Source organism: Erwinia sp. BNK-24-b (assembly GCF_047456155.1).
GTDB classification, from domain to species: domain Bacteria; phylum Pseudomonadota; class Gammaproteobacteria; order Enterobacterales; family Enterobacteriaceae; genus Erwinia; species Erwinia phyllosphaerae.
Window position 1 is genome coordinate 2,872,737 of the sequence record NZ_CP179901.1, and the last position, 22,569, is coordinate 2,895,305.

Below are 22,569 nucleotides of genomic sequence, written 5' to 3' on the forward strand. Positions count from 1 at the left end.
ACAAATTACCTCTTGTCATCTACCCGCTGCCAGGCCTGCGCCGCCAGCGTAAAAAATGTTTTTTCGCCGCTCTGCTGCCAGCGTAGTTCATACCAGCTGGCCATCAGCAGCGCCAGCCACGGCTGCCAGCGCGCTATTTGCCGCAGCAGCAGGCTGGCGTCGATATGTTGTAAAGCAGCATAATGATTTATCAGTGCCAGCGAGTTTTCTTTATCAAGACCGTTACCGGCGATAACTGCCGCCAGCTCCAGCGCCACGTCACCATCGCTGGCATATTCCCAGTCAATCAGCCGCAGCCTGCCGTCACACTCAACGATATTGCCCGGATGGACATCCATATGTAACAGCGCATAGCGCAGCGGCTTTGGCTGCCCCTTGCGCTGTAAACGCCTGAGCGCGCGCAGCCAGCCGCAATGACGTCTTTCCGGCTGGCTGAGCTGCCAGTATCGTTCCAGCAGTTTTTGCATCTGCAAAGGATACCCTGTCGGCGCTTGCCGATGCAGACTGGCAAGAGAGTGAGCCACGCGCGGCAGAGCAGCCAGAAACGCCTTTTCGCTGAGCACTGCGCCCGGCTGCCAGCCAAGCAGCAACCAGTTATCCGCATAGCCGTAGACCGCAGGCGCAAGGTTGCTGGCGGTCAGCTTACGCAGGATACGGTATTCACGACGCCGGTCGACTCCTGGAATGGGCTGGGCTTTGCGCTGATAACGCGCCAGCAGCGTGCTGTTTTCCCGTTCTATCTTTGTGGTCAGGCCGGTCAGTCCCGCCAGCGGAAAAAAAGAACCGGCGGATTGCTCCGCCGGAAATCTTTGGCAAATCAGCTTACCGAGCGCCGGATCAGTGCTGTACGACACCGCTGCCTGACCAGATAAGTTCACCGGTCTGCACCAGCATGAGCTGCATTTGCAGGTCAGGAGATTTTATATCGCCCTGCACGTTGGTATAGAGCACATACTGCGCGCCAACGTAGCGAGCCAGACCAACGGCTTTGCTGCGCGAACCCAGGCTATCTTCAGCTGAAAGGCCCAACGTCTGTTTTGCCGTCGCCAGCTGTTCAGGCGCAACCAGCTTAAACTGGCTGTTGTTTTGCAGCGCATTTTGTAGCGCGGCGGTGGCTTTGGCGCGCTGCAGGCTGCCGTTAGTGCTGTTTTTTACGCCATCAATCAGCAATACGCTGCCGGGGGTGACGCCATCGGCCCGCAGCATCTGTGCCACCAGTGGCGTAACGCTGGCATCCCAGTTGATAGACTGCATTTTTGGCGGCTGCGGCACCGTTTCAACCGGCTGCGGCTGTTCTGGTACAGGTTGCGGCTGCACGGGAACAGGCTGCGGCTGTGCAGGCTCGACCGGCGCGGGCTGCTGACGCTGCTGCATAACACAGCCGCTCAGGATCAGCGCCAGTAGCATAGCGCCAGAGAGTTTTATGACCTTCCTTTCCACCTTCAGTCTCCTACAGATACAGGTACAGACGAACTTTACTGGCCGTCAGGTTACCCGTTTGTGATGATATTTCAATACTGCCATGCGGCACGACGGTGACCGTTCGCGGCGCTTCAAAGGGAAGAATTTCCAGCCCTTTATCGTCATACCAGTAAAAACGGTAATGCAGCTTCACCGGTTTTTCCTGCTGGTTATAGAGCTGTGATGAAGCGCGCTGCTGCCCTTCATGCACGGATAAAACCGGCTTATCGGTGATGATGCCGGCCGACAATACCGACGACTCCATCACCAGCGACTGCGAAGTATCGATGGTGGTGCGGTCGCTGGTGCAGCCACTCAGCAATGCCAGCATGGCGCCGATTGCGATAGTTCGCTTCATAAGTGTCCCTGATTAGCGAGCCAGCATTGGCCCAAGCGGGCGGCCGCCCAGCAGATGCAGGTGGATATGGTAAACCTCCTGCCCGCCGTGCTGGTTGCAGTTCATAATCAGGCGATAGCCATCTTCCGCAATTCCTTCATCTTTAGCGATTTTGGCTGCGACCACAATCATCCGGCCCAGCGCGGCTTCGTGCCCTGCTACCGTATCGTTTGCCGTCGGGATTAAAATATTAGGCACGATCAGAATATGGGTAGGAGCCTGAGGGGAGATATCGCGAAAAGCGGTGACCAGTTCGTCCTGATAAACGATATCGGACGGAATTTCACGTCGGATAATTTTACTGAAAATGGTTTCTTCAGCCATGGTGCATGTCCTTTAGCTATGAATGGAGTTACGGCAGTATGAGCGAGATATTTGTTTTCTTTCAACCTTCCGCTGACTTTTCTTTGCGGCGCTGCTGCTTTTACCGCCTGCGGCCATAAAAAAAGGGAGCTTTCGCTCCCTTTATGGTTGTTTCTGCCGGACTGCCGGGGCGTATTAACCCTCGCGGCATTTCGGGCCATTACATATTGCGGATGTAGTCATCCATATCGGTTTTCAGGTTATCTGATTTGGTACCAAAGATAGCCTGCACGCCCGAGCCTGCCACAACCACGCCCGCTGCGCCAAGGCGCTTCAGGCCGGACTGATCGACTTTCGAGACGTCAGCTACGCTAACGCGTAAGCGAGTGATACAGGCATCCAGGTTGGTGATGTTCTCTTTGCCACCAAAAGCCGCCACCAGGTTAGCGGCCATTTCGCTGGAAGCGCCCACTGTCTGTTCAGCTGTCGTCTCTTCGCGGCCTGGCGTTTTCAGATTGAATTTAGCAATCAGTACGCGGAAAACGGTGTAATAGATCAGGCCGTAAATGATACCAACAATCGGGAACAGCCAGATTTTGCTGCTGTTGCCGCTCAACACGATAAAGTCGATCAGGCCGTGCGAGAAGCTGGTGCCGTCGCGCATCCCCAACAGAATACAAATTGGGAAAGCCAGGCCGGCCAGAATAGCATGGATAACATAGAGGATCGGCGCAACGAACATGAATGAGAATTCAATAGGTTCGGTGATGCCGGTCAGGAACGAAGTCAGCGCAGCGGAGATCATGATGCCGCCCACTTTCGCACGGTTTTCTGGTTTGGCAGAGTGCCAGATAGCAATTGCCGCCGCTGGCAGACCGTACATCTTAAACAGGAAGCCGCCTGAAAGTTTACCCGCAGTTGGGTCACCCGCCATGTAGCGAGGAATATCACCGTGGAAAACCTGACCCGCTGCGTTGGTGAATTCACCAATCTGCATCTGGAAAGGGACGTTCCAGATATGGTGCAGACCAAACGGCACCAGCGAACGCTCAATTACGCCGTAGATACCAAAAGCGACCACCGGGTTCTGATACGCAGCCCACTGGGAGAAGTCCTGAATGGCAGTCCCGACCGGGGGCCAGATAAAGGAGAGAATAACGCCGACAAAAATGGCGGTAAAACCGGAAATAATCGGCACGAAGCGTTTACCGGCAAAGAAGCCAAGGTATTCCGGCAGCTTGATGCGATAAAAGCGGTTAAACATATAGGCCGCAATGGCACCGGCGATAATCCCGCCCAGCACGCCCGTATCGGCAAGATGTTTAGCGGTAATCTCGGCAGCTGGCATATGCAGTACCAGCGGCGCAACTACCGCCATGGTTTTGACCATGATACCGTAGGCCACTACCGCAGCCAGTGCGGAAACACCATCGTTATTGGTAAAGCCCAGCGCCACGCCGATAGCAAAAATTAGCGGCATATTGGCGAAGACCGATCCGCCCGCTTCCGCCATCACGTTGGAAACTACCGCGGGTAGCCAGCTGAAGTTGGCGGAACCGACGCCAAGCAGGATACCGGCAATCGGCAGCACCGATACCGGCAACATCAGCGATTTACCGACCTTTTGCAGGTTTGCAAATGCGTTTTTGAACATAGTGTAAAACTCCTGAGTATAGGTGCTTTTACGCGTTTTCAGGCGCGATAACGGGGGGAGGATCCGTTATAAAATGGAGCGCTAAGCGCCCTCGTGATTTATTACGAACTGTAAAATAATTCGTTCAGCATTTGTTTGACGGTTATCACGTTTCATTGAACAACCGCCTGCTATGTAGTTTATTTCTGGTCAGCACGCCAGTAATTGCGCAATAAAAAACCGTATTCCCCGGGCTGGGGCAATACGGTTCGCTGGTATTACAAATTTATTACGAGCAATAAAATAAAGTTTCGACAGTCAGAATAATTACTGGTCCTGCAGGCGCTCGGGCGACACATGGAACAGGCGGGAAAAGTTGGCTGTCGTAGCCTCTGCCAGCGCTTCGATACTGACGCCCTTCAACACCGCCATATAGTCTGCAACGTCTCGGGTATAGGCTGGCTGATTTTCTTTGCCGCGATAAGGAACGGGGGCCAGGTAAGGCGAATCCGTTTCCACCAGAATTCTGTCCAGCGGCACGTAGCGAGCCGCTTCGCGAATCGTTTCCGCGTTGCGAAAGGTAACGATGCCGGAAAACGAAATATAAAAGCCCATATCCAGCAGTTTTTCCGCCGTCTCACGATCTTCCGTAAAGCAGTGCAGTACGCCACCGCACTCCTCAACCTTTTCTTCTTTCAAAATGGCCAGCGTATCTTCCCGCGCGTCACGCGTGTGCACAATGACCGGCTTGTTTAAATCACGGCCGATACGAATATGCTCGCGGAAAGAAGCCTGCTGCTGCGCCAGCGTTTCTTTCTGGTAGTAATAATCCAGACCCGTTTCGCCCAGCGCAATGACCCGCTCATCCGCCGCCAGCTGGCGCAGCTCGGCAAAATCGTAAGGCTCTTCCTGGTTAAGCGGATGCACGCCGCAGGAGTAAGCAACGTTATGACGATCGCCAATTAGCTGCGTCATCGCTTTATAACCGGGCAGCGTGGTGGCGACCGCCAGCATAAATTTTACGTCGCGCGCGGCCGCTTTAGCCAGCACGTCATCCAGATCCCGGTGCAGCTTTTCGTAATCAAGGCCATCAAGATGGCAGTGTGAATCAACTAGAAACATAATAGTTCTCTACTTCAGGCCCACCAGCGAGGCATGCAGCATCTGCTCCCATGCCAGCAGCTGGTCGGTCAATAATAATTCGCGGTTGACGGCAACCACATTGAGCAGGCGATCCCGGCAATACATCCACTGGCGAACGCTTTCATCAAGGGCGCTGGCGGGCAGCTGTTGCGCAATTTGCGCAATCAGCGCCTGACTGTCGGCATTGGCGATAAACTCTCCGCCGCCCTGCTGCCATTTAAGCGCATCCACCAGCAGCGCGCAGAGCCAGCCTGTACGCTGCGCGGCATCGTCATGGTTAAGTACTGGCAGCAAGGATAGCATATCTTGCTGCAGCGCCTGAGGCAGCGCCGCGCACAGCGTCTGCCGCGCGCTCCAGCCATTTTCAAGCAGCTGTAGCGCTGCGGCCGGCGCGCCACCGCTCAGGCGCAGCGCGGTCAGACAATCCTGCTGCGGCGCACCGTTCTGCTTTTGTAGCCAGCCCATGCTTTGCGCTTCGTCTGGTACGGCCAGATGGAAGGTCAGGCAACGGCTACGTAGCGTCGCGGGCAGCTGGGAAGGCTGTTCGCAACAAAGCAGGAACCAGGTATTGGCAGGCGGCTCTTCCAGCGTTTTCAGCATTGCGTTGGCGGCCGCTTCGGTAAGCTGCGCGGCATTTGGCAGCCAGATGACTTTTGAACCGCTCTGCTGGGCGTGGTGAAAAAGCTTTTCCGTTACGCTGCGCACGGCATCAATGCCTAACGAGCTTTTCCCTTTTTCCGCCGTCAGTTCATACCAGTCCGGGTGCGTATGGGCCTGCATCAATTTACAGGCGTGGCACTCACCGCAGCTTTTCAGTCCGTCTTTACGTTGGCACATTAACCAGCGGCTAATGCCCCAGACCAGCGAAGCGTCGCCCATTCCCGGTAGCGCCTGCAGCAGTAGCGCATGATGTCCGCGCCCTGCCTCGTGCTGGCCGATAATTTGCCGATAAGGCTGGTTTAGCCACGGATACCAGATCATGACTGTTCCTGTAGCCACTGCACCAGAGTCTGGTTAATCGCTGCTGATACTTCTTCAATGTTTTGCGTAGCATCAATCGTTTTGATGCGTGCATCGCCGGCGGCAAGCGCAAGATAACGCTCGCGCGTGCGGGTAAAGAAGTTCAGCGACTCCTGCTCAATGCGATCCAGCTCGCCTCTGGCTCTGGCACGCTGCAGGCCGATTTCCGGCGTGACGTCCAGATAAAGCGTTAAGTCAGGCGCAAAATCGCCCAGCACGCTCTGCTTCAGCTGGTTCATCAGCGTAGTATCCATACCGCGGCCGCCGCCCTGGTAAGCCTGAGAAGAGAGATCGTGGCGATCGCCTACTACCCATGCGCCGCGAGCCAGCGCGGGCTTAATAACATTTTCAACCAGCTGGACGCGTGCGGCATAGAGCATCAGCAGCTCGGCCTGATCGGTCACTTTTTCGCCTTCGATGCCCTGCTTAATCAGCTCACGCAGTTTTTCCGCCAGCGGCGTACCGCCAGGCTCGCGCGTAAAGACGATGTCATTAATGCCCTGCTGGCGTAGCGTGGCAACAATCGCCTCGCGCGCTGTGGTTTTGCCCGCGCCTTCCAGCCCTTCGATGACGATAAATTTACTTTTCATTTTTTTCCTTGAGCGCAAGACGCCAGGCCTGCACGGCACGGTTATGGCTGGCCAGGTTGGTGGTAAAGGTATGGCCACCTTTGCCGTCCGCTACAAAGTAGAGGAAGTCCGTTTTTAACGGCTGCGCGGCGGCTTCCAGCGATGCTTTACCCGGCATGGCGATAGGGCCTGGCGGCATCCCGGAGATAACATAGGTGTTGTAGGCCGTTGGCGTTTCCAGATCTTTGCGCGTCAGCGTGCCTTTATAGCTGTCGCCCATGCCATAGATGACCGTAGGATCGGTTTGCAAACGCATCCCAATACGCAGGCGATTGATAAAGACCGAAGCAACCTTGCCGCGTTCATCGCCCAGCGCCGTTTCTTTTTCAACAATCGAAGCCATTGTCAGCAGATCGTTTTTATCTTTATAAGGCAGCCCTTCCGCTTTGCTTTGCCATAGCGTATCGACAATTTCTACCATCTGTTCGTGGGCGCGCGTCAGGATCGCCACGTCAGTGGTGTTGGCCGTATAGGAATAGGTATCCGGATAGAACCAGCCTTCTACTTCCTGTGGCGGGATTTTCAGCGTGGTGGCGACCGTACTCAGTTTATCATCCGGCAGCATATGTTTGATATAAGGCGCGGCACGCAGCTGTGCCAGCCACTCCTGCATTCTGGAACCTTCAATAAAGCGAATGGGAAACTGCGCTTCCTTACCGCTGGAAAGCAGCGCCAGCATCTGGCGAACGGTCATTCCCTGGGTAAACCGGTAGGTCCCGGCCTTAAACTTAGCCAGCTCCGGCTCAAGCTTGAGCAACCAGCCAAACCAGACGGTATGCGGTATGATTTTCTGCTGGTTTAGCTCTGCTTCCAGCACGACGCGGCCCGAACCGGCCGGTAGCGTAAAAATGGCTTCTTTATTAATGGATAGAGGCGAATCGGCAAGCTGTTTTACCTGCCAGTAGCTCCAGGCCGTGCCTGCGATGACCAGCGCGATCAGCCCGCCAAGAAGTTTGCTTTTTACTGTCATAAATTTCCCTGAAAATCGTTCAGCTTACTGAGCCGGTTGAATAGCTCTCTTGAGCCGTAACGCCGGTTTTCAATTTCAGCAACCGGTAACATCGGCATCAATGCATTAGTAATAAAAATTTCGTCCGCTTTTTCAAGCGCCGAGGGCGGCACGCTGACTTCGGTGACCGCGATATTTTGCTCGGCAAGCTGCCGGATAACCCACCGGCGCTGAATACCGTTTACGCCGCATTCTGTCAGCTCGGGCGTATAAACGCTTTCGCCCTCGCGCCAGAATAAATTTGCCGCACAGCATTCCACCAGCATCCCCCGGGTGTCAAGCACCAGCGCCTCGTCGGCAGCGGTCTGCTCAAGCTCTGTGCGGATCAATACCTGCTCCAGCCGGTTGAGATGTTTTATGCCGGCCAGCAGCGGATTACGGCCCAGCCTGACGGAGCTTAACGCCAGCTTTACGCCGTTCTGCCTGAGTTGATGATAATGCGCAGGATAATCGGACAGCATGATAACGCGTGAAGGCTGCTGACAGCCGCTGGCGCTGTAGCCACGTCCGCCTGCACCGCGGGAAACGATGACTTTGAGCACGCCTGCCGAACGTGTGGCGGCGGCCATTACCATTTCATTTTGCAGCACCTGCCAGTTGACATGGTGAATAAGCAGTCGGTCGCAGGCTTCACGCAAACGGTTAAGGTGCGCGTTCAGCGCAACAACTTTTCCGTGCATGATGCGTGCCGTGGTAAAGCAGCCGTCGCCAAACTGTACGGCGCGGTCTTTAACCTGAATGGTTTCCTGCAGCTCGCCGTTTATCCAGATCATCAATGTTCCTTATTCGCTGTTTTTATGGTCAGCAAGCCTTATCCCGACCTGTCGCCGCAAAAGGGTAATACCGGTATAAAAACAAAAAAGCCCGCGCGCGGCGGGCCTGTCATAAAAGCAGGTCGTTAAATTTTACGGAAAATCAGCGAGCCGTTGGTGCCGCCGAAACCGAAGGAGTTGCACAGAGCATACTCCAGACCTTTAACCTGACGCGCCGTGTGGGGCACAAAATCCAGATCGCAACCTTCATCCGGATTATCCAGATTGATGGTTGGCGGAATGACCTGGTCGCGCAGTGCAAGGATGGAGTAGATAGATTCTACCGCGCCTGCCGCGCCTAACAGATGACCGGTCATGGATTTCGTTGAGCTGACCATCACGCGGGATGCCGCCGCACCAAAGACCGACTTTACGGCCTGGGCTTCTGCAATGTCGCCCGCTGGCGTCGAGGTGCCATGTGCGTTGATGTAGCCAATTTGCTCTGCTGACAGCTGCGCATCACGCAGGGCATTTTCCATCGCCAGCGCCGCGCCCGCACCGTTTTCCGGCGGTGAGGTCATATGATAGGCATCGCTGCTCATGCCAAAACCTACCAGTTCAGCGTAGATTTTCGCGCCGCGTTTTTTAGCGTGCTCATACTCTTCCAGCAGGACGATTCCCGCACCGTCGCCCAGCACGAAGCCATCGCGATCTTTATCCCACGGACGGCTTGCCGCCTGCGGATTGTCGTTACGGGTTGAAAGCGCACGCGCCGCGCCGAAGCCGCCGATGCCCAGTGGCGTACTGCCCTTTTCCGCGCCGCCGGCCAGCATTACGTCCGCATCGTTATAGGCAATCATACGTGCTGCCTGACCGATGTTGTGGACGCCGGTAGTACAGGCGGTAGAAATGGCAATGCTCGGCCCTTTCATGCCGTACATAATCGTCAGGTGACCGGCGATCATGTTCACAATGGTGGAAGGCACAAAGAAAGGACTGATTTTACGTGGGCCACCGTTAACCAGCGACGTATGGTTTTCTTCAATCAAACCAAGACCGCCAATACCGGAACCGATTGCGGCACCGATACGGTGAGCATTTTCGTCAGTAATGACCAGACCGGAATCCTGCATGGCCTGAATGCCAGCGACAACTCCATATTGAATGAAAGCATCCATCTTGCGCTGATCTTTGCGCGAGATAAATTCTTCGCAGTTAAAATCCTTTACTAAGCCAGCAAAACGCGTTGCGTAAGCGCTAGCTTCAAAATGGTCGATCGGGCTGATGCCACTCTGACCGGCAACAAGAGCATTCCAGGTAGACTCTACGGTATTGCCGACAGGAGACAACATGCCAAGACCGGTCACAACTACACGACGCTTAGACACGTTCGTCCTCCAGGGAGGGGAAAATAGGGAAATCAGTGGGACGTACAGATAAAACTCAGGCGGTCGAGTGACCGCCTGGAGATGCTCACTTAGCCCTGGTGACCATTGATGTAATCAATAGCAGCCTGAACGGTAGTGATTTTCTCAGCTTCTTCGTCCGGAATCTCGGTATCAAACTCTTCTTCCAGAGCCATTACCAGCTCAACGGTATCAAGAGAATCAGCGCCCAGATCTTCTACAAAAGAGGCAGTGTTAACAACTTCTTCCTGCTTAACGCCAAGCTGCTCGCCAATGATTTTCTTAACGCGTTCTTCGATAGTGCTCATACTATTAAATTTCCTATCAAAACTCGCTTTCGCGATGGTTTTCGTAGTGTATAAAATGTTGAAAAAGATGCAACTAAATCCCGGCTGGTCAAACCACGAATTTACGCTATTTTGCGGGTTTTACCGCAAATAACGCAAATACTTTTCGTGATTATCAGACCATGTACATTCCGCCATTGACGTGCAGCGTTTCACCAGTGATGTACGCCGCCTCGTCAGAGGCTAAAAATGCAACGGCACTGGCGATTTCCTGCGCGTCGCCAAGACGACCCGCCGGCACTCCCGCCAGAATGCCCGCACGCTGCTCTTCAGTCAGCGCACGCGTCATGTCGGTTTCAATGAAACCGGGAGCCACAACGTTAACGGTAATACCACGTGACGCGACTTCCCGCGCCAGTGACTTGCTGAAGCCGATCAAACCCGCTTTTGCTGCTGCGTAGTTTGCCTGGCCCGCATTACCCATTGTTCCAACAACGGAGCCAATGGTAATAATTCGGCCTACGCGTTTCTTCATCATAGCGCGCATTACCGCTTTTGACAGGCGGAATACGGAAGTAAGATTAGTGTCCAGGATATCCTGCCACTCATCGTCCTTCATACGCATCAGAAGATTATCACGCGTGATGCCAGCATTATTGACTAAAATGTCTACTTCGCCAAATTCCGCGCGAATATTTCCCAGCACTTCTTCAATAGAAGCACTATCGGTCACATTCAGCAGCAGGCCTTTGCCATTGCTGCCCAGGTAAGCGCTGATAGCTTCTGCGCCGCTCTGGCTGGTCGCCGTACCGATCACTTTCGCGCCGCCCGCGACCAGTTTTTCTGCAATCGCACGGCCAATGCCGCGGCTCGCGCCGGTTACCAGCGCAATTTTTCCTTCGAAGTTCATCTTCATCCTCTTTTTACTGCTCGATCGCCGCTGACAGGCTGGCCGGGTCGTTCACCGGTGCCGCCGTCAGGGTGTCTACAATTCGCTTTGTCAGCCCGGTCAGTACTTTACCCGGCCCGGCTTCCAGCAGTGACGTTACGCCCTGCTGCGCCATAAATTCTACGCATTCGGTCCAGCGAACCGGGCTGTACAGCTGGCGAACCAGCGCGCTACGAATAGCTTCCGCCGAGGTTTCGCAGCGCACATCAACGTTGTTCACTACCGGAATAGCCGGCGCGTTGAAGGTCAGCTGTTCCAGCGCAACGGCCAGCTTGTCTGCCGCAGGCTTCATCAGCGCGCAGTGAGAGGGTACGCTGACCGGTAAAGGCAGCGCACGCTTGGCACCGGCGGCCTTACAGGCTGCACCAGCACGCTCCACCGCCGCTTTATTTCCGGCAATCACTACCTGGCCCGGTGAGTTAAAGTTCACCGGCGAGACAACCTCGCCCTGCGCCGCGTCTTCACAGGCTTTGGCGATAGAGGCGTCGTCCAGGCCGATAATCGCCTGCATGGCGCCCGTTCCTTCCGGAACCGCTTCCTGCATCAGTTTGCCGCGCAGTTCAACCAGCTTAATGGCGTCTTTAAAATCGATCACGCCTGCGCAAACCAGCGCACTATACTCGCCAAGGCTGTGTCCTGCCAGCATTGCTGGCGCAGATCCGCCTTTTTCCTGCCAAACGCGGAAAATAGCAACAGATGCAGCCAGTAAAGCGGGCTGGGTCTGCCAGGTTTTGTTCAGTTCTTCAGCAGGACCGTTCTGCACCAGCGCCCACAGGTCGTAACCCAGCGCGGCGGAAGCTTCGCCAAAAGTTTGTTCAACCAGCGGATTTTCAGCGGCCAGTTCGGCCAGCATGCCCACCGTCTGCGATCCCTGTCCCGGGAAAACCATTGCAAATTGCGTCATTGTTCTATCCTGTTAATCAAAAACGAACCAGCGCCGAACCCCAGGTGAACCCGCCACCAAAGGCTTCCAGCAGAATCAGCTGGCCCGGTTTAATCCGACCGTCGCGCACCGCTTCGTCCAGTGCAGACGGCACGGAAGCGGCAGAGGTGTTGCCGTGACGATCGAGCGTGACCACCACTTTATCCATCTCCATGCCCAGCTTGCGCGCGGTTGCGCTGATAATGCGCAGATTAGCCTGATGCGGCACCAGCCAGTCGATAGCTTCGCGCTCCAGGTTATTGGCTTTCAGCGTTTCTTCAACGATGTGCGCCAGCTCCGTCACCGCAACTTTAAACACTTCGTTACCGGCCATTTTGAGGTACGAAGGCTGATCCTGGTGCTCACGATCCTGATTGGCGAGAGAGAGAAGCTGACCATAGCGGCCATCTGCATGCAGATGGGTAGAAATGATGCCTGGCTCTTCGCTCGCACCTAATACTACCGCGCCTGCGCCATCGCCAAACAGGATGATGGTGCCGCGATCCTCAGGATCGAGCGTGCGCGCCAGCGCGTCAGCACCGATCACCAGCGCATTTTTTACCGCGCCGTTTTTGATGTACTGATCGGCCACGCTCAGCGCGTAGGTGAAACCAGCACAGGCGGCAGCCAGATCGAAGGAAGCCGCATCGTTAATATCCAGCATCTGCTGGATCATGCAGGCAGAGCTTGGAAACGCGTGGCTGGAAGAGGTGGTCGCCACCACAATCAGGCCAATATCGTTTTTGTCGATACCCGCCATTTCCAGTGCGCGTTCCGCGGCGTGGAAACCCATCGTGGCCACGGTTTCGTCTGCTGCTGCAATACGACGTTCACGGATACCGGTTCGTGTGACAATCCACTCGTCCGAGGTATCCACCATTTTTTCCAGATCGGCGTTAGTCCGCACCTGTTCGGGCAGATAGCTGCCCGTACCGATAATCTTCGTATACATGTACGCTCAGTCACTCTTAGGTAATACAGTTTCAAGGCGGGCGGCAATCCGCTCGGGAAGTTGCCGCCGCACCGCCTGCTCTGCCTGTTTTATTGCCGCAACAAATGCGTGCTGGCTGGCAGCGCCGTGGCTTTTTACCACGGTTTTGCGTAGCCCCAACAGGCAGGCGCCATTGTACTGGTCAGGGTCGAGCTGGCCGAACCGCTTCGCCAGGCGTTTTTTGACAAAACGTCCTAACAGCGACAGCCACCAGGCCCTTTTTTTACCTTCGCCTTGTGATTGCAACAGCGAAAGAAACACTCTTACCACGCCTTCCATAGTCTTTAACGTCACGTTGCCGATGAAACCATCGCACACAAGGACGTCTGTTTTGCCGGTAAGAAGTTCGTTGCCTTCGAGGTATCCAATATAGTTAATTTCCGGCGACTCTCGCAGAATAGTTGCGGCGTCCCGGATACTGTCTAAACCTTTGGTCTCTTCCTGACCGATATTGAGCAGCGCCACGCGAGGACGCGTAACGGACAGCATATCTTCTGCCATTACCGCCCCCATCACGGCGAACTGCACCAGCATGGCGCTGGTTGCGTCGACGTTAGCGCCTAAATCCAGCACCACCGTTTTACCTGCCTGTACGTTAGGCAGCACGGTCATCAGTGCCGGACGCTCAATGCCGTTTAACGGCCCAAGCACAAGTTTAGCCAGCCCCATCAGTGCACCTGTGTTACCGGCACTGATGCAGGCTTCTGCCCGCCCCTCTTTCACCAGCTCAAGCGCCACGCGCATGGAGGTACCCCGGCTGTGGCGTATCGCCTGGGCAGGCCTGGCATCACTGGCAATAACCGACTCGGCAGGAATAATCTGCAGACGTTCCCGCAGGGCGGAATCAGCTTTTGCGAGTAATGACGTGATTTTGTCGGGATGACCGACCAGAAGAAGGTGCAGCTGCGCGTCTGATGCCAGTGCCTGCATTGCCGCAGGCACTGTCACGCAGGGACCGAAATCCCCGCCCATGGCATCAATCGCCAGGGTCAAACGTGTCAAAGTATCGCCGGCTGGGCCGTGAATTACTTAACGATGACCTTGCGACCGCGGTAGTAACCATCCGCAGTGATGTGGTGACGCAGATGCGTTTCGCCAGAAACTTTATCTACGGAAAGAGTGGCAGTGGTCAGCGCATCGTGTGAACGACGCATGCCACGTTTGGAACGGGTTGGTTTATTCTGTTGTACGGCCATGGACCTTACTCCTATTACTTACGCTTTAAACTGGCTAATACGGCAAATGGGTTTGGTTTTTCCGCCTCTGCAGGCAACTTGCCAAAGACCATGTCCGCCTCGGACACTTCACAGTGTTCAGAATCATGCACCGGAACGACAGGCAGGGCGAGGATGAGTTCATCTTCTACCACCGCCAGCAGATCAATTTCGCCAAACTCGTTGACGTTGACCGGCTCGTACGCTTCCGGCAGTGCCTCTGCCTGTTCGTCAGTGACGACCGGGCTGAAGCAATACGTTACGTGGACGGCATGCGGAAAGGACTGGCCGCAGCGTTGACAAGACAGCGTAACGGAAACCGCAGCAGTGCCATTCAGCACGGCTAAACGCTGATTGTCGATCGCGAACGACATCGTACAATCTACATCACTGTCCACACTCACTACCGATTCGGCAAGACGCTCCACCTGTTCAGGGGTGTAAACGCCCTGGTAATCCAGGCGCTTCTGAGCGGTGCGAACCGGATCGAGAGTCAGGGGTAATTTTACCTTTTGCATAGGGCGCGCATATTAACTTTGTAACGAGATAGAGTCAAAGAAAAAGGCCGTTTTACAGCATCTTTCACCCATTATTCGCATCCAGTGCGGCGCATAGTTTAAAATGTCCTGCACTCCTGCGCTATCTATTCCGGAAAAAATTATGACACAGCTGGTTCTGGCTTCAACTTCCCCTTTCAGAAAAGTGCTGCTTGAGAAGCTAGGCATGCCCTTTATTACTGCTGCGCCAGACGTGGATGAAACACCACAACCTAATGAATCGGCAACAGATTTAGTACAGCGACTTGCCGCTGCCAAAGCGCGTGCGCTGGCCGTTAACTACCCTGCCCATTTGATTATAGGCTCCGATCAGGTTTGCGTGATTGACGGTAAAATAACCGGAAAACCTCATACTAAAGAGAAGGCCTGCGCGCAATTACGTCAGGCCAGCGGGCACAGCGTGATTTTTTATACAGGGCTGGCGCTTTTTGACAGTCGAAATAATAACCTGAAGGTGATTTGTGAACCCTTTAGCGTGGATTTCAGATTATTAAGTGAAGAAGAAATCATTAACTATGTTGATAAAGAGCAGCCGCTTAACTGTGCGGGAAGCTTTAAAAGCGAAGGGCTGGGAATAACGCTGTTCGATCGGTTAACCGGCCGCGATCCTAATACGCTGGTAGGACTGCCGCTGATAGCGCTTTGCGAGATGCTGCGTGAGGCGGGCGTGAATCCGCTGGAGTGAGATGTGGTGAGAGCCGCGCTTCCATGCGCAAATCGTTCTCGACGTGAGGACGCCAGCCGCCGTGCTTAAAAACAATGATTAATCTGAGAAAGCCTGCAATACAGCCTGTTACTTATCCGGCGATGTTTTCCTTAATACCGCCAGGCAATGTTTAAGTTCATCATCCAGCGGAGCTTCAACCCGCATTACTTCGCCGGTATTAGGATGGGTGAACTTCAGCGCAGCCGCGTGCAGAAAAAGCCTTTTAAGTCCCGTACCTGCCAGCTGGGCGTCGAAATCCCGCTCGCCGTAGCGGTCATCAAAGGCAATCGGATGACCCGCATGCAGCGTATGGACACGGATCTGATGTGTGCGCCCGGTAATCGGACTGGCTTTTACCAGCGTGGCTTTGGCGTAGCGCTCTTCTACTTTAAAACGCGTTTCCGACGGTTTGCCTTCGCTGCTGACGCGCACTATACGCTCGCCGCTTTGCAGAATATTTTTCAGCAGCGGTGCCTGCACGGCCTTGATATGGGAAGGCCACGAACCGCGCACCAGCGCCAGATAATCTTTTTGCATGCCTTTTTCACGTAGCTGCTCATGCAGCGAACGCAGCGCGGAACGCTTTTTGGCCACCAGCAGAATGCCCGAGGTATCGCGATCGAGGCGGTGCACCAGCTCCAGAAAGCGCGCCTCAGGACGCAGCGCGCGCAGCCCTTCAATCACGCCGAAGCTCAGCCCGCTGCCACCGTGGACGGCCGTGCCTGATGGCTTGTTCATCACCAGAATATGATCGTCTTCATAGATAATGGCGTGAGCAAGCGCGGCAACCTTGTCCAGCTTTGGCGAAACCGCGGCTTCTTCCCGCTCGGCGACGCGTACCGGAGGAATACGCACTTCATCCCCCGCTTCCAGCTTATATTCTGGCTTAATTCGACCTTTATTAACGCGCACCTCGCCCTTGCGCAAAATGCGATAAATCATGCTTTTTGGCACGCCTTTAAGCTGCGTGCGTAAAAAATTGTCGATGCGCTGTCCCGCTTCATCAGCGGAAATCGTCACCATTTGTACTGCAGGAGTATTGGTTTTCATGGTTCGCGATTCTAAATAGAGCGCCAGGATAGCGCCACTTCTTTTTCTGTGCTTAACTGACAGTGACCTTATCCTGCCAGAGTTTAAGACTGTTTTTTAGGCAATTTGCTGAAAAGCGCTGCAAATCGTCTGAATTGCTGGAATAAACTTCGCAGAGCGGGAAAAGTCACCTTGCTATCACAAGCTTAGCGATGGAATAATGATTCCGTTTTCCTGGTTAATCCTTGTGAAACGAGAAAAAAGCGTTATAAGAGATTTTGCCGGATAGCCCATACACGCAGCAATGGCGTAAGACGTATTGTGCAATCAGGCATTTAGCGGGCTGCGGGTTGCAGCCTGGACGACAAGACGGGATGGGTTCACTCTGGTTAGTTCTGGCGGTTTCCCTTCTTTAATAAATGCGCTGTTTTCCAGATGAAAAACAGGCTACCGAGATTTTGCGCCCCTTGAGCCGCCGATAACCGGGAGGTTGACGGCTTTGCGATGAGACACGGGGCCATCGGTCAGAAGCGTCCAGCGTTACTATTGCCCGTAGCTTTGTCACTAATGTAAGAATAATGAGTAAGTTACGATGAAAAGAATGTTGATCAACGCAACTCAACAGGAGGAGTTGCGTGTTGCCCTCGTGGATGGACAACGCCTGTACGATCTGGATATTGAAAGCCCCGGACACGAACAGAAAAAAGCGAACATCTATAAAGGTAAAATTACCCGCATTGAGCCAAGTCTGGAAGCCGCCTTTGTTGATTACGGCGCTGAAAGACACGGTTTTCTCCCTCTGAAAGAAATCTCCCGCGAAAACTTTCCTGCTAACTATTCTTCTCACGGCCGCCCAAATATTAAAGACGTGCTGCGTGAAGGCCAGGAAGTCATTGTTCAGATCGATAAAGAAGAGCGCGGTAATAAAGGCGCGGCGTTAACCACCTTTATTAGCCTGGCCGGTAGCTATCTGGTTCTGATGCCAAATAACCCGCGCGCTGGCGGTATTTCACGTCGTATTGAAGGCGATGACCGCACCGAGCTGAAAGAGGCGCTTTCCGCGCTGGAGCTGCCGGAAGGCATGGGTCTTATCGTTCGCACCGCCGGCGTTGGCAAGTCAGCCGAGGCGCTGCAGTGGGATCTGAGCTTCCGTATGAAGCACTGGGAAGCCATCAAAAAAGCCGCCGACAGCCGCCCTGCTCCCTTTCTGATCCATCAGGAAAGCAACGTCATCGTTCGCGCGTTCCGCGACTATCTGCGCCAGGACATCGGCGAAATCCTGATTGATAACCCGAAAGTGCTGGAGCTGGCTCGCCAGCATATCGCCGCGCTGGGCCGTCCGGATTTCAGCAGTAAAATTAAGCTCTACACCGGTGAAATCCCGCTGTTCAGCCACTATCAGATCGAGTCGCAAATCGAGTCGGCCTTCCAGCGTGAAGTGCGCCTGCCGTCCGGCGGCTCTATCGTTATCGACAGCACCGAAGCGCTGACCGCGATTGATATCAACTCCGCTCGCGCTACCCGCGGTGGCGACATCGAAGAAACGGCATTTAATACTAACCTGGAAGCGGCAGACGAAATCGCCCGCCAGCTGCGCCTGCGCGATCTGGGCGGCCTGATCGTTATCGACTTTATCGATATGACGCCGGTTCGCCACCAGCGCGCGGTAGAAAACCGCCTGCGCGAAGCGGTGCGTCAGGATCGTGCCCGTATTCAAATCAGCCATATTTCACGCTTCGGCCTGCTGGAGATGTCTCGTCAGCGCCTTAGCCCATCGCTGGGTGAGTCAAGCCATCACGTTTGTCCTCGCTGTAGCGGTACCGGCACCATTCGCGATAACGAATCGCTGTCGCTCTCCATTCTGCGCCTGATTGAAGAAGAAGCGCTGAAAGAAAACACCAAAGAAGTCCACGCGATTGTTCCGGTTCAGATTGCTTCTTACCTGCTGAACGAAAAACGTGAAGCGGTGAGCGCTATTGAGAAGCGTCAGGGCGGCGTGCGCGCCATTATCGTGCCAAACGATCAGATGGAAACGCCACACTACTCCGTGCTGCGCGTGCGCAGTGGCGAAGAGACGCAGACCCTGAGCTATCATCTGCCGAAGCTGCATGAAGCGGAAATGGCGCTGCCTTCTGAAGAAGAGCACGCCGAGCGTAAGCGTCCTGAACAACCTGCCCTGGCAGCGTTTGTTATGCCGGATGCGCCACCTGCACCGCAGGAAGCGCCAGCTGCTGCGCCAGCCGAGCCGGTGGCTGCTCCTCAGCCTGCCGCTGTTGCCGCACCGGGCAATGAGCCTGGTCTGGTTGGTCGCTTCCTTCGTGGCCTGAAGAAAATGTTCGCGGGTGAAGAAAAACCTGTTGAGCAGCCGCAGCCTGAAGCAGTAGTGGAAGAAGAAAAAGCGCCGGAAGCCGCGCCACCGCGCAGCGAACGCCGCAACAACCGTCGCCAGAATAACCGCCGCGATCGTAACAACAGCGAGCGTTATGGTGACCGTAGCGAACGCAACAACGATCGCAACGGCGAACGTAACGAGCGTAATAACGATCGCAATGGCGAACGCACTAACGATCGCAACAACAACCGTAACGACCGCAACTCTAACCGTAACGAGCGCATGGTACGCGACATCGATCCAAACGCGGAAGCGCGTGAAGATAATCGTCGCAACAAGCGTAACGTTGCTGCGCCACAGGCAGATGCGCCAGTCAGCGAAGAAGTGCGTAACCAGCAGCGCGAAGAGCAGCAACAGCAGCGTCGCGAACAGCGTGCTGAACGTAAACGTCGCCAGGAAGAAAAACGCCTGGCCGCGCAGGAAGAGAAAGTTGCTGAAACCGCACCGGTAATGGAAGCGGAAGCCGCAACCGAGCAAAGCGAAGAGACGGTGCAGGTTATGCCGCGTCGCAAGCCGCGCCAGCTCAATCAAAAAGTGCGTATTGAAACGGCCGAGCAAACCGCCGCCCGCTCTTTCGCGCCAGCCGAGCCGGATTCCGCTGAAGAGCAGCCAGCTCTGACTAACGCGTCAGATGTTACCGAGGCGGAAGATGAAGATCGCGACAGCAACAGCATGCCGCGTCGTTCACGCCGTTCGCCACGCCATCTGCGCGTCAGCGGCCAGCGCCGTCGTCGCTATCGTGACGAGCGTTATCCAAATCAGTCACCGATGCCGCTAACCTTTGCTGCCGCTTCTCCGGAAATGGCTTCAGGTAAGGTATGGGTCTCTTATCCGGTAGCGCACGTTTCTGACGACAATGAAATCGAGCAGTCTGTCGTGCCGGATTACGGTCATGAAGACGCCCTTGCTGAAACGCTGTCTCAGGAAGTGCAGGACGAAGCGCAGCCGGTGCACATCGCCGAGCCACAACAGGAGCCAGCTACCGTTGCTGAGACCGCGGCTTTTGCAGCACCGGTCATCGCTGACAGCACCGACGCTATCGACGCTCCGGTGAACGAAGAGCCTGCGGTTATTTCGGGCGCTGACGAAAAAGCGGCTGAAGCTGTTGCACAGCAGGCTTTCCCGGCCGACCAGGGCCAGGCCGACATCCGCCCGCAGGGCGTGGCTGAAGAAGCGCCGGTTGCGCAGACGCCAGCCGTAACTTCTGCAACGGATGTTAATGCAGAAACTGCACGTCAGGTTGAAGAAGTGCTGAACGCGCCGGAAGTAACGGAAGAACCTGTTACTACTACCGAGCCTCATGCACCAGTGCCCGCCCGCGACGAACCTGCTGCTGCGGCAGCACAGACGTATGCTTCTGCACCTGCGGCCTCGCCTGCGCCAGTAGCTTCTGCCCAGCCTGAAGCTAGCACACCAGCAGCATCTGCTCAGCACGAAGCGGCACCTGTAGCAGCTCAGGCTGAAGCGACTACCCCTGCGGCATCTGCTCAGCAAGAAGCGGCACCTGTAGCAGCTCAGACTGAAGCAACTACGCCTGCGGTACCGGCTCAGCAAAAAGCGGCACCTGTAGCAGCGGCTCAGGTTGAAGCGACTACCCCTGCTGCACAGCATGAAGCGGCACCTGTAGCAGCGGCTCAGGCTGAAGCGACTACTCCTGCTGCACAGCATGCAGCAGCTCAGTCAGAAGCTACCGCGCCTGAGGCACCGGCTCAGCATGAAGCGGCGCCTGCAGCAGCGACTCAGGCTGAAGCGACCGCGCCTGCGGCACCGGTTCAGCACGAAGCGACGCCTGAGTCACCTGCTCAGCCTGAAGCTGCGCGCGGATCGTTTGCTTCCGCTGCGCCAGCTAAGCTACAGGCACCGGTCGATGCTGCGCCTGTGCAGCAGGCACCGGCGCCAGCGGAAAGCGTGGTAAAAGCGCAGTCGGAAACCGCGGTTCCAGCGTTCAAGCATCACGCTACGGCACCGATGACCAAAGCGCCAGCGCCGGATTATCAGCAAGAGCCAGCCCGTCACAGCGACTGGGTTCGTCCTGCTTTTAACTTTGAAGGCAAGGGTTCTGCGGGCGGTCACGCTGCAACGCATCAGGCAACTGCACCGGCTACGCGCCCGTAGCAGTTCCCGCTGATAAAAAGCCCTGGTCACTGACCGGGGCTTTTTTTTGGCTGCCTGCCAGCAAAGTGACCGAGGTTTTTTGGGCTACCTGCCAGCGAGATAACCGAGGCTTTTTTAGCTACCTGCCAGCAAGGTGACCGAGGCTTTTTGGCTACCTGCCAGCGAGATAACTGAGGCTTTTTTAGCTGCCTCCCAGTGAAGAGACCGAGATTTTTTTTAGCCGCCTGTCAGCGAGATAACTGAGGCTTTTTTAGCTGCCTCCCAGCGAAGAGACCGAGATTTTTTTTAGCCGCCTGCCAGCGAGATAACCGAGGCTTTTTTAGCTGCCTCCCAGCGAAGAGACCGAGATTTTTTTTAGCCGCCTGTCAGCGAGATAACCGAGGCTTTTTTTAGCTGCCTGCCAGCGAGGTGACAACGGGCCAGCATTACCGGCCAGTGAAACTTTTCGTTTGGCTATAGCCTTATATTTTCATGCTTAGGTTTACGACAGAAGTTCGGTTTAAGAAAGCTGCATAGTGCGAGAAGATGGCGAAAGTTGCTCGCCCCGTTTTTACCGGGCTGCTGCATCAGTTTGAACAGGGGGGTTTATTACTGGCAAAAAAAATCCCGTCGTCAGGAGGTTAATCTGAAGACGGGAAAAAGGTGGACGAACCCGGTTTAAGCGCGTCCAAAATGGGTAAACCTAAGAATTAATTTTAAACAGTGACATCTGTGACATTGAGCTGAACACCTTATAAGAAGCCTGCAGCGCCGCCTGCTTCATGGTGTAGGACGAAATCGTACTGGTATAGTCCGCATCAACCAGGTTACTCATCTGGGTTGACTGGTTCAGCGTGGTATCGTCAGCTTTAGATTCAATATTATCCAGCTCGCTGAGCTGGGTACCCACTTCAGACTGCACTTTCAGTACGTTGTTCATCGAGTTACGGAGACCGCGGTTGGCCTTCGCCATATCCGCCGCCGCCGCGTCTTTAGTGGTTCCGTCGGCATCTGCCAGCGGCTGCTTCAGCGCGTTAATCGCCGTATTCAGCGTGGTAAAAATATTGGCTTCGCTGGCGCTGCCGTCCGGCTCTGGCGTGGCATTGCTGGTCAGGCTGGTAAACACCTGGCTGCCGGTATGGTTGGTCACCATAGTACGGCTGTCATCCACTTTCTGGCTGATTGCCGTATCGCCGCCGTTATAGGTCACGTTGCCGCTGGCGTCCTGGGTAAAAGGCGCGGTATCCGACTTATAGCCAGCGAACATATAGCGGCCATTACCATCCGTCGAGTTCGCCAGGTTCATCAGCTGATCGCGCAGGCTGGTCAGCGTAGTCGCATAAGTCGAGCGGTCTTCGTCCGACAGCGTACCGGTAGACGCCGCAACAACCGCCGTCTGTGCCTGGGTAATCACGTTAGTTACCTGAGACAGGTTGGTATCTTCCTGTGACAGATTACTGGTAGCGAAGTTACGGGCCGTTTTGTACTGGCTGGTTTGCGCCTGAGCCTGAGAAAGCACAACTGCCTGAGCCGCCGCGACCGGGTCATCCGATGGATTGACCACGCGTTTGCCGGTTGATAACTGTTGACCTGACTTCAGCCAGCTGGCCTGCGAATCAGAAATGCCGCGCATCTGCTGGTCATAAATCATTGTGGTACTTAAGCGCATGATTTT

22 protein-coding genes are annotated in these 22,569 nt (G+C 55.1%); 2 read left to right on the top strand and 20 right to left on the bottom strand.

Features of this window, described 5'->3' with window-relative positions; all coding sequences use genetic code 11:
- Window positions 1-5: 5 nt before the first annotated feature.
- The 18 genes from thiK to yceD form a co-directional block, all read right to left on the bottom strand.
- On the bottom strand, window positions 6-854 hold the full coding sequence (thiK, locus tag ACMGGR_RS13025) for a thiamine kinase (RefSeq protein ID WP_414147056.1): 849 nt from the start codon (window positions 852-854) through the stop codon (window positions 6-8).
- Window positions 838-1,407 (bottom strand): penicillin-binding protein activator LpoB, encoded by a 570-nt coding sequence (gene lpoB, locus ACMGGR_RS13030; RefSeq protein ID WP_246759286.1) that lies wholly within the window; start codon window positions 1,405-1,407, stop codon window positions 838-840. The genes thiK and lpoB overlap by 17 nt, the downstream gene beginning before the upstream one ends.
- Window positions 1,408-1,450: 43 nt before the next feature.
- On the bottom strand, window positions 1,451-1,819 hold the full coding sequence (locus ACMGGR_RS13035) for a YcfL family protein (protein WP_246758771.1): 369 nt from the start codon (window positions 1,817-1,819) through the stop codon (window positions 1,451-1,453).
- A gap of 12 nt (window positions 1,820-1,831) precedes the next feature.
- Entirely contained in the window at window positions 1,832-2,182 is a 351-nt protein-coding gene (hinT, locus tag ACMGGR_RS13040; protein WP_246758770.1) for a purine nucleoside phosphoramidase, read from the bottom strand.
- Window positions 2,183-2,381: 199 nt separating this feature from the next.
- Window positions 2,382-3,815: a PTS glucose transporter subunit IIBC gene (ptsG, locus tag ACMGGR_RS13045; RefSeq protein ID WP_414147057.1), complete on the bottom strand. Its 1,434-nt coding sequence runs from the start codon at window positions 3,813-3,815 to the stop codon at window positions 2,382-2,384.
- Between the two features lie 306 nt (window positions 3,816-4,121).
- Entirely contained in the window at window positions 4,122-4,916 is a 795-nt protein-coding gene (locus ACMGGR_RS13050) for a metal-dependent hydrolase (protein ID WP_414147058.1), read from the bottom strand.
- Between the two features lie 9 nt (window positions 4,917-4,925).
- On the bottom strand, window positions 4,926-5,918 hold the full coding sequence (gene holB, locus ACMGGR_RS13055) for a DNA polymerase III subunit delta' (protein ID WP_246758764.1): 993 nt from the start codon (window positions 5,916-5,918) through the stop codon (window positions 4,926-4,928).
- Window positions 5,915-6,547 (bottom strand): dTMP kinase, encoded by a 633-nt coding sequence (tmk, locus tag ACMGGR_RS13060; protein ID WP_414147059.1) that lies wholly within the window; start codon window positions 6,545-6,547, stop codon window positions 5,915-5,917. The genes holB and tmk overlap by 4 nt, the downstream gene beginning before the upstream one ends.
- Window positions 6,537-7,556 (bottom strand): endolytic transglycosylase MltG, encoded by a 1,020-nt coding sequence (gene mltG, locus ACMGGR_RS13065; protein ID WP_414147060.1) that lies wholly within the window; start codon window positions 7,554-7,556, stop codon window positions 6,537-6,539. Before mltG ends, tmk begins: the two co-directional genes overlap by 11 nt.
- Window positions 7,553-8,368: an aminodeoxychorismate lyase gene (gene pabC / locus ACMGGR_RS13070; protein ID WP_414147061.1), complete on the bottom strand. Its 816-nt coding sequence runs from the start codon at window positions 8,366-8,368 to the stop codon at window positions 7,553-7,555. The genes mltG and pabC overlap by 4 nt, the downstream gene beginning before the upstream one ends.
- Window positions 8,369-8,493: 125 nt before the next feature.
- Window positions 8,494-9,735, bottom strand: coding sequence for a beta-ketoacyl-ACP synthase II (gene fabF / locus ACMGGR_RS13075; protein ID WP_246758759.1), 1,242 nt, complete (start codon window positions 9,733-9,735; stop codon window positions 8,494-8,496).
- A gap of 89 nt (window positions 9,736-9,824) precedes the next feature.
- The gene (gene acpP, locus ACMGGR_RS13080; RefSeq protein ID WP_124233666.1) at window positions 9,825-10,061 is read right to left on the bottom strand and encodes an acyl carrier protein; all 237 of its coding nucleotides are present in this window, start codon (window positions 10,059-10,061) and stop codon (window positions 9,825-9,827) included.
- Window positions 10,062-10,215: 154 nt separating this feature from the next.
- Window positions 10,216-10,950, bottom strand: a complete 735-nt coding sequence (gene fabG, locus ACMGGR_RS13085; protein WP_246758758.1) for a 3-oxoacyl-ACP reductase FabG — start codon at window positions 10,948-10,950, stop codon at window positions 10,216-10,218.
- Between the two features lie 13 nt (window positions 10,951-10,963).
- Window positions 10,964-11,893, bottom strand: coding sequence for an ACP S-malonyltransferase (fabD, locus tag ACMGGR_RS13090; RefSeq protein WP_414147062.1), 930 nt, complete (start codon window positions 11,891-11,893; stop codon window positions 10,964-10,966).
- A gap of 16 nt (window positions 11,894-11,909) precedes the next feature.
- Complete coding sequence (locus ACMGGR_RS13095; RefSeq protein WP_246758756.1) at window positions 11,910-12,863, bottom strand: beta-ketoacyl-ACP synthase III; 954 nt, start codon at window positions 12,861-12,863, stop codon at window positions 11,910-11,912.
- Window positions 12,864-12,869: 6 nt separating this feature from the next.
- Window positions 12,870-13,904, bottom strand: coding sequence for a phosphate acyltransferase PlsX (gene plsX / locus ACMGGR_RS13100; protein WP_246758754.1), 1,035 nt, complete (start codon window positions 13,902-13,904; stop codon window positions 12,870-12,872).
- 23 nt (window positions 13,905-13,927) lie between these two features.
- Complete coding sequence (gene rpmF, locus ACMGGR_RS13105; protein WP_013025362.1) at window positions 13,928-14,098, bottom strand: 50S ribosomal protein L32; 171 nt, start codon at window positions 14,096-14,098, stop codon at window positions 13,928-13,930.
- A gap of 14 nt (window positions 14,099-14,112) precedes the next feature.
- A complete protein-coding gene (gene yceD / locus ACMGGR_RS13110; RefSeq protein ID WP_246758753.1) occupies window positions 14,113-14,634 on the bottom strand; it encodes a 23S rRNA accumulation protein YceD in 522 nt (173 codons plus the stop codon).
- 142 nt (window positions 14,635-14,776) lie between these two features.
- Here yceD and ACMGGR_RS13115 point away from each other — a divergent pair, with 142 nt between their 5' ends.
- Entirely contained in the window at window positions 14,777-15,358 is a 582-nt protein-coding gene (locus tag ACMGGR_RS13115) for a Maf family protein (protein WP_246758752.1), read from the top strand.
- Window positions 15,359-15,466: 108 nt separating this feature from the next.
- Here the strand turns inward: ACMGGR_RS13115 and rluC are convergent, their stop codons facing one another.
- Window positions 15,467-16,429 (bottom strand): 23S rRNA pseudouridine(955/2504/2580) synthase RluC, encoded by a 963-nt coding sequence (rluC, locus tag ACMGGR_RS13120; protein ID WP_246758751.1) that lies wholly within the window; start codon window positions 16,427-16,429, stop codon window positions 15,467-15,469.
- A 571-nt stretch (window positions 16,430-17,000) separates the two neighbouring features.
- On the opposite strand from rluC, the gene rne reads away from it, so the two are divergent.
- Window positions 17,001-20,915 carry a ribonuclease E gene (gene rne / locus ACMGGR_RS13125; RefSeq protein WP_414147063.1) on the top strand — a complete coding sequence of 1,305 codons (3,915 nt, stop codon included), beginning with the start codon at window positions 17,001-17,003 and terminating at the stop codon, window positions 20,913-20,915.
- Between the two features lie 682 nt (window positions 20,916-21,597).
- On the opposite strand, the gene flgL is transcribed toward rne, so the two are convergent.
- Window positions 21,598-22,563 (bottom strand): flagellar hook-associated protein FlgL, encoded by a 966-nt coding sequence (gene flgL / locus ACMGGR_RS13130; protein WP_246758748.1) that lies wholly within the window; start codon window positions 22,561-22,563, stop codon window positions 21,598-21,600.
- Window positions 22,564-22,569 lie beyond the last annotated feature (6 nt).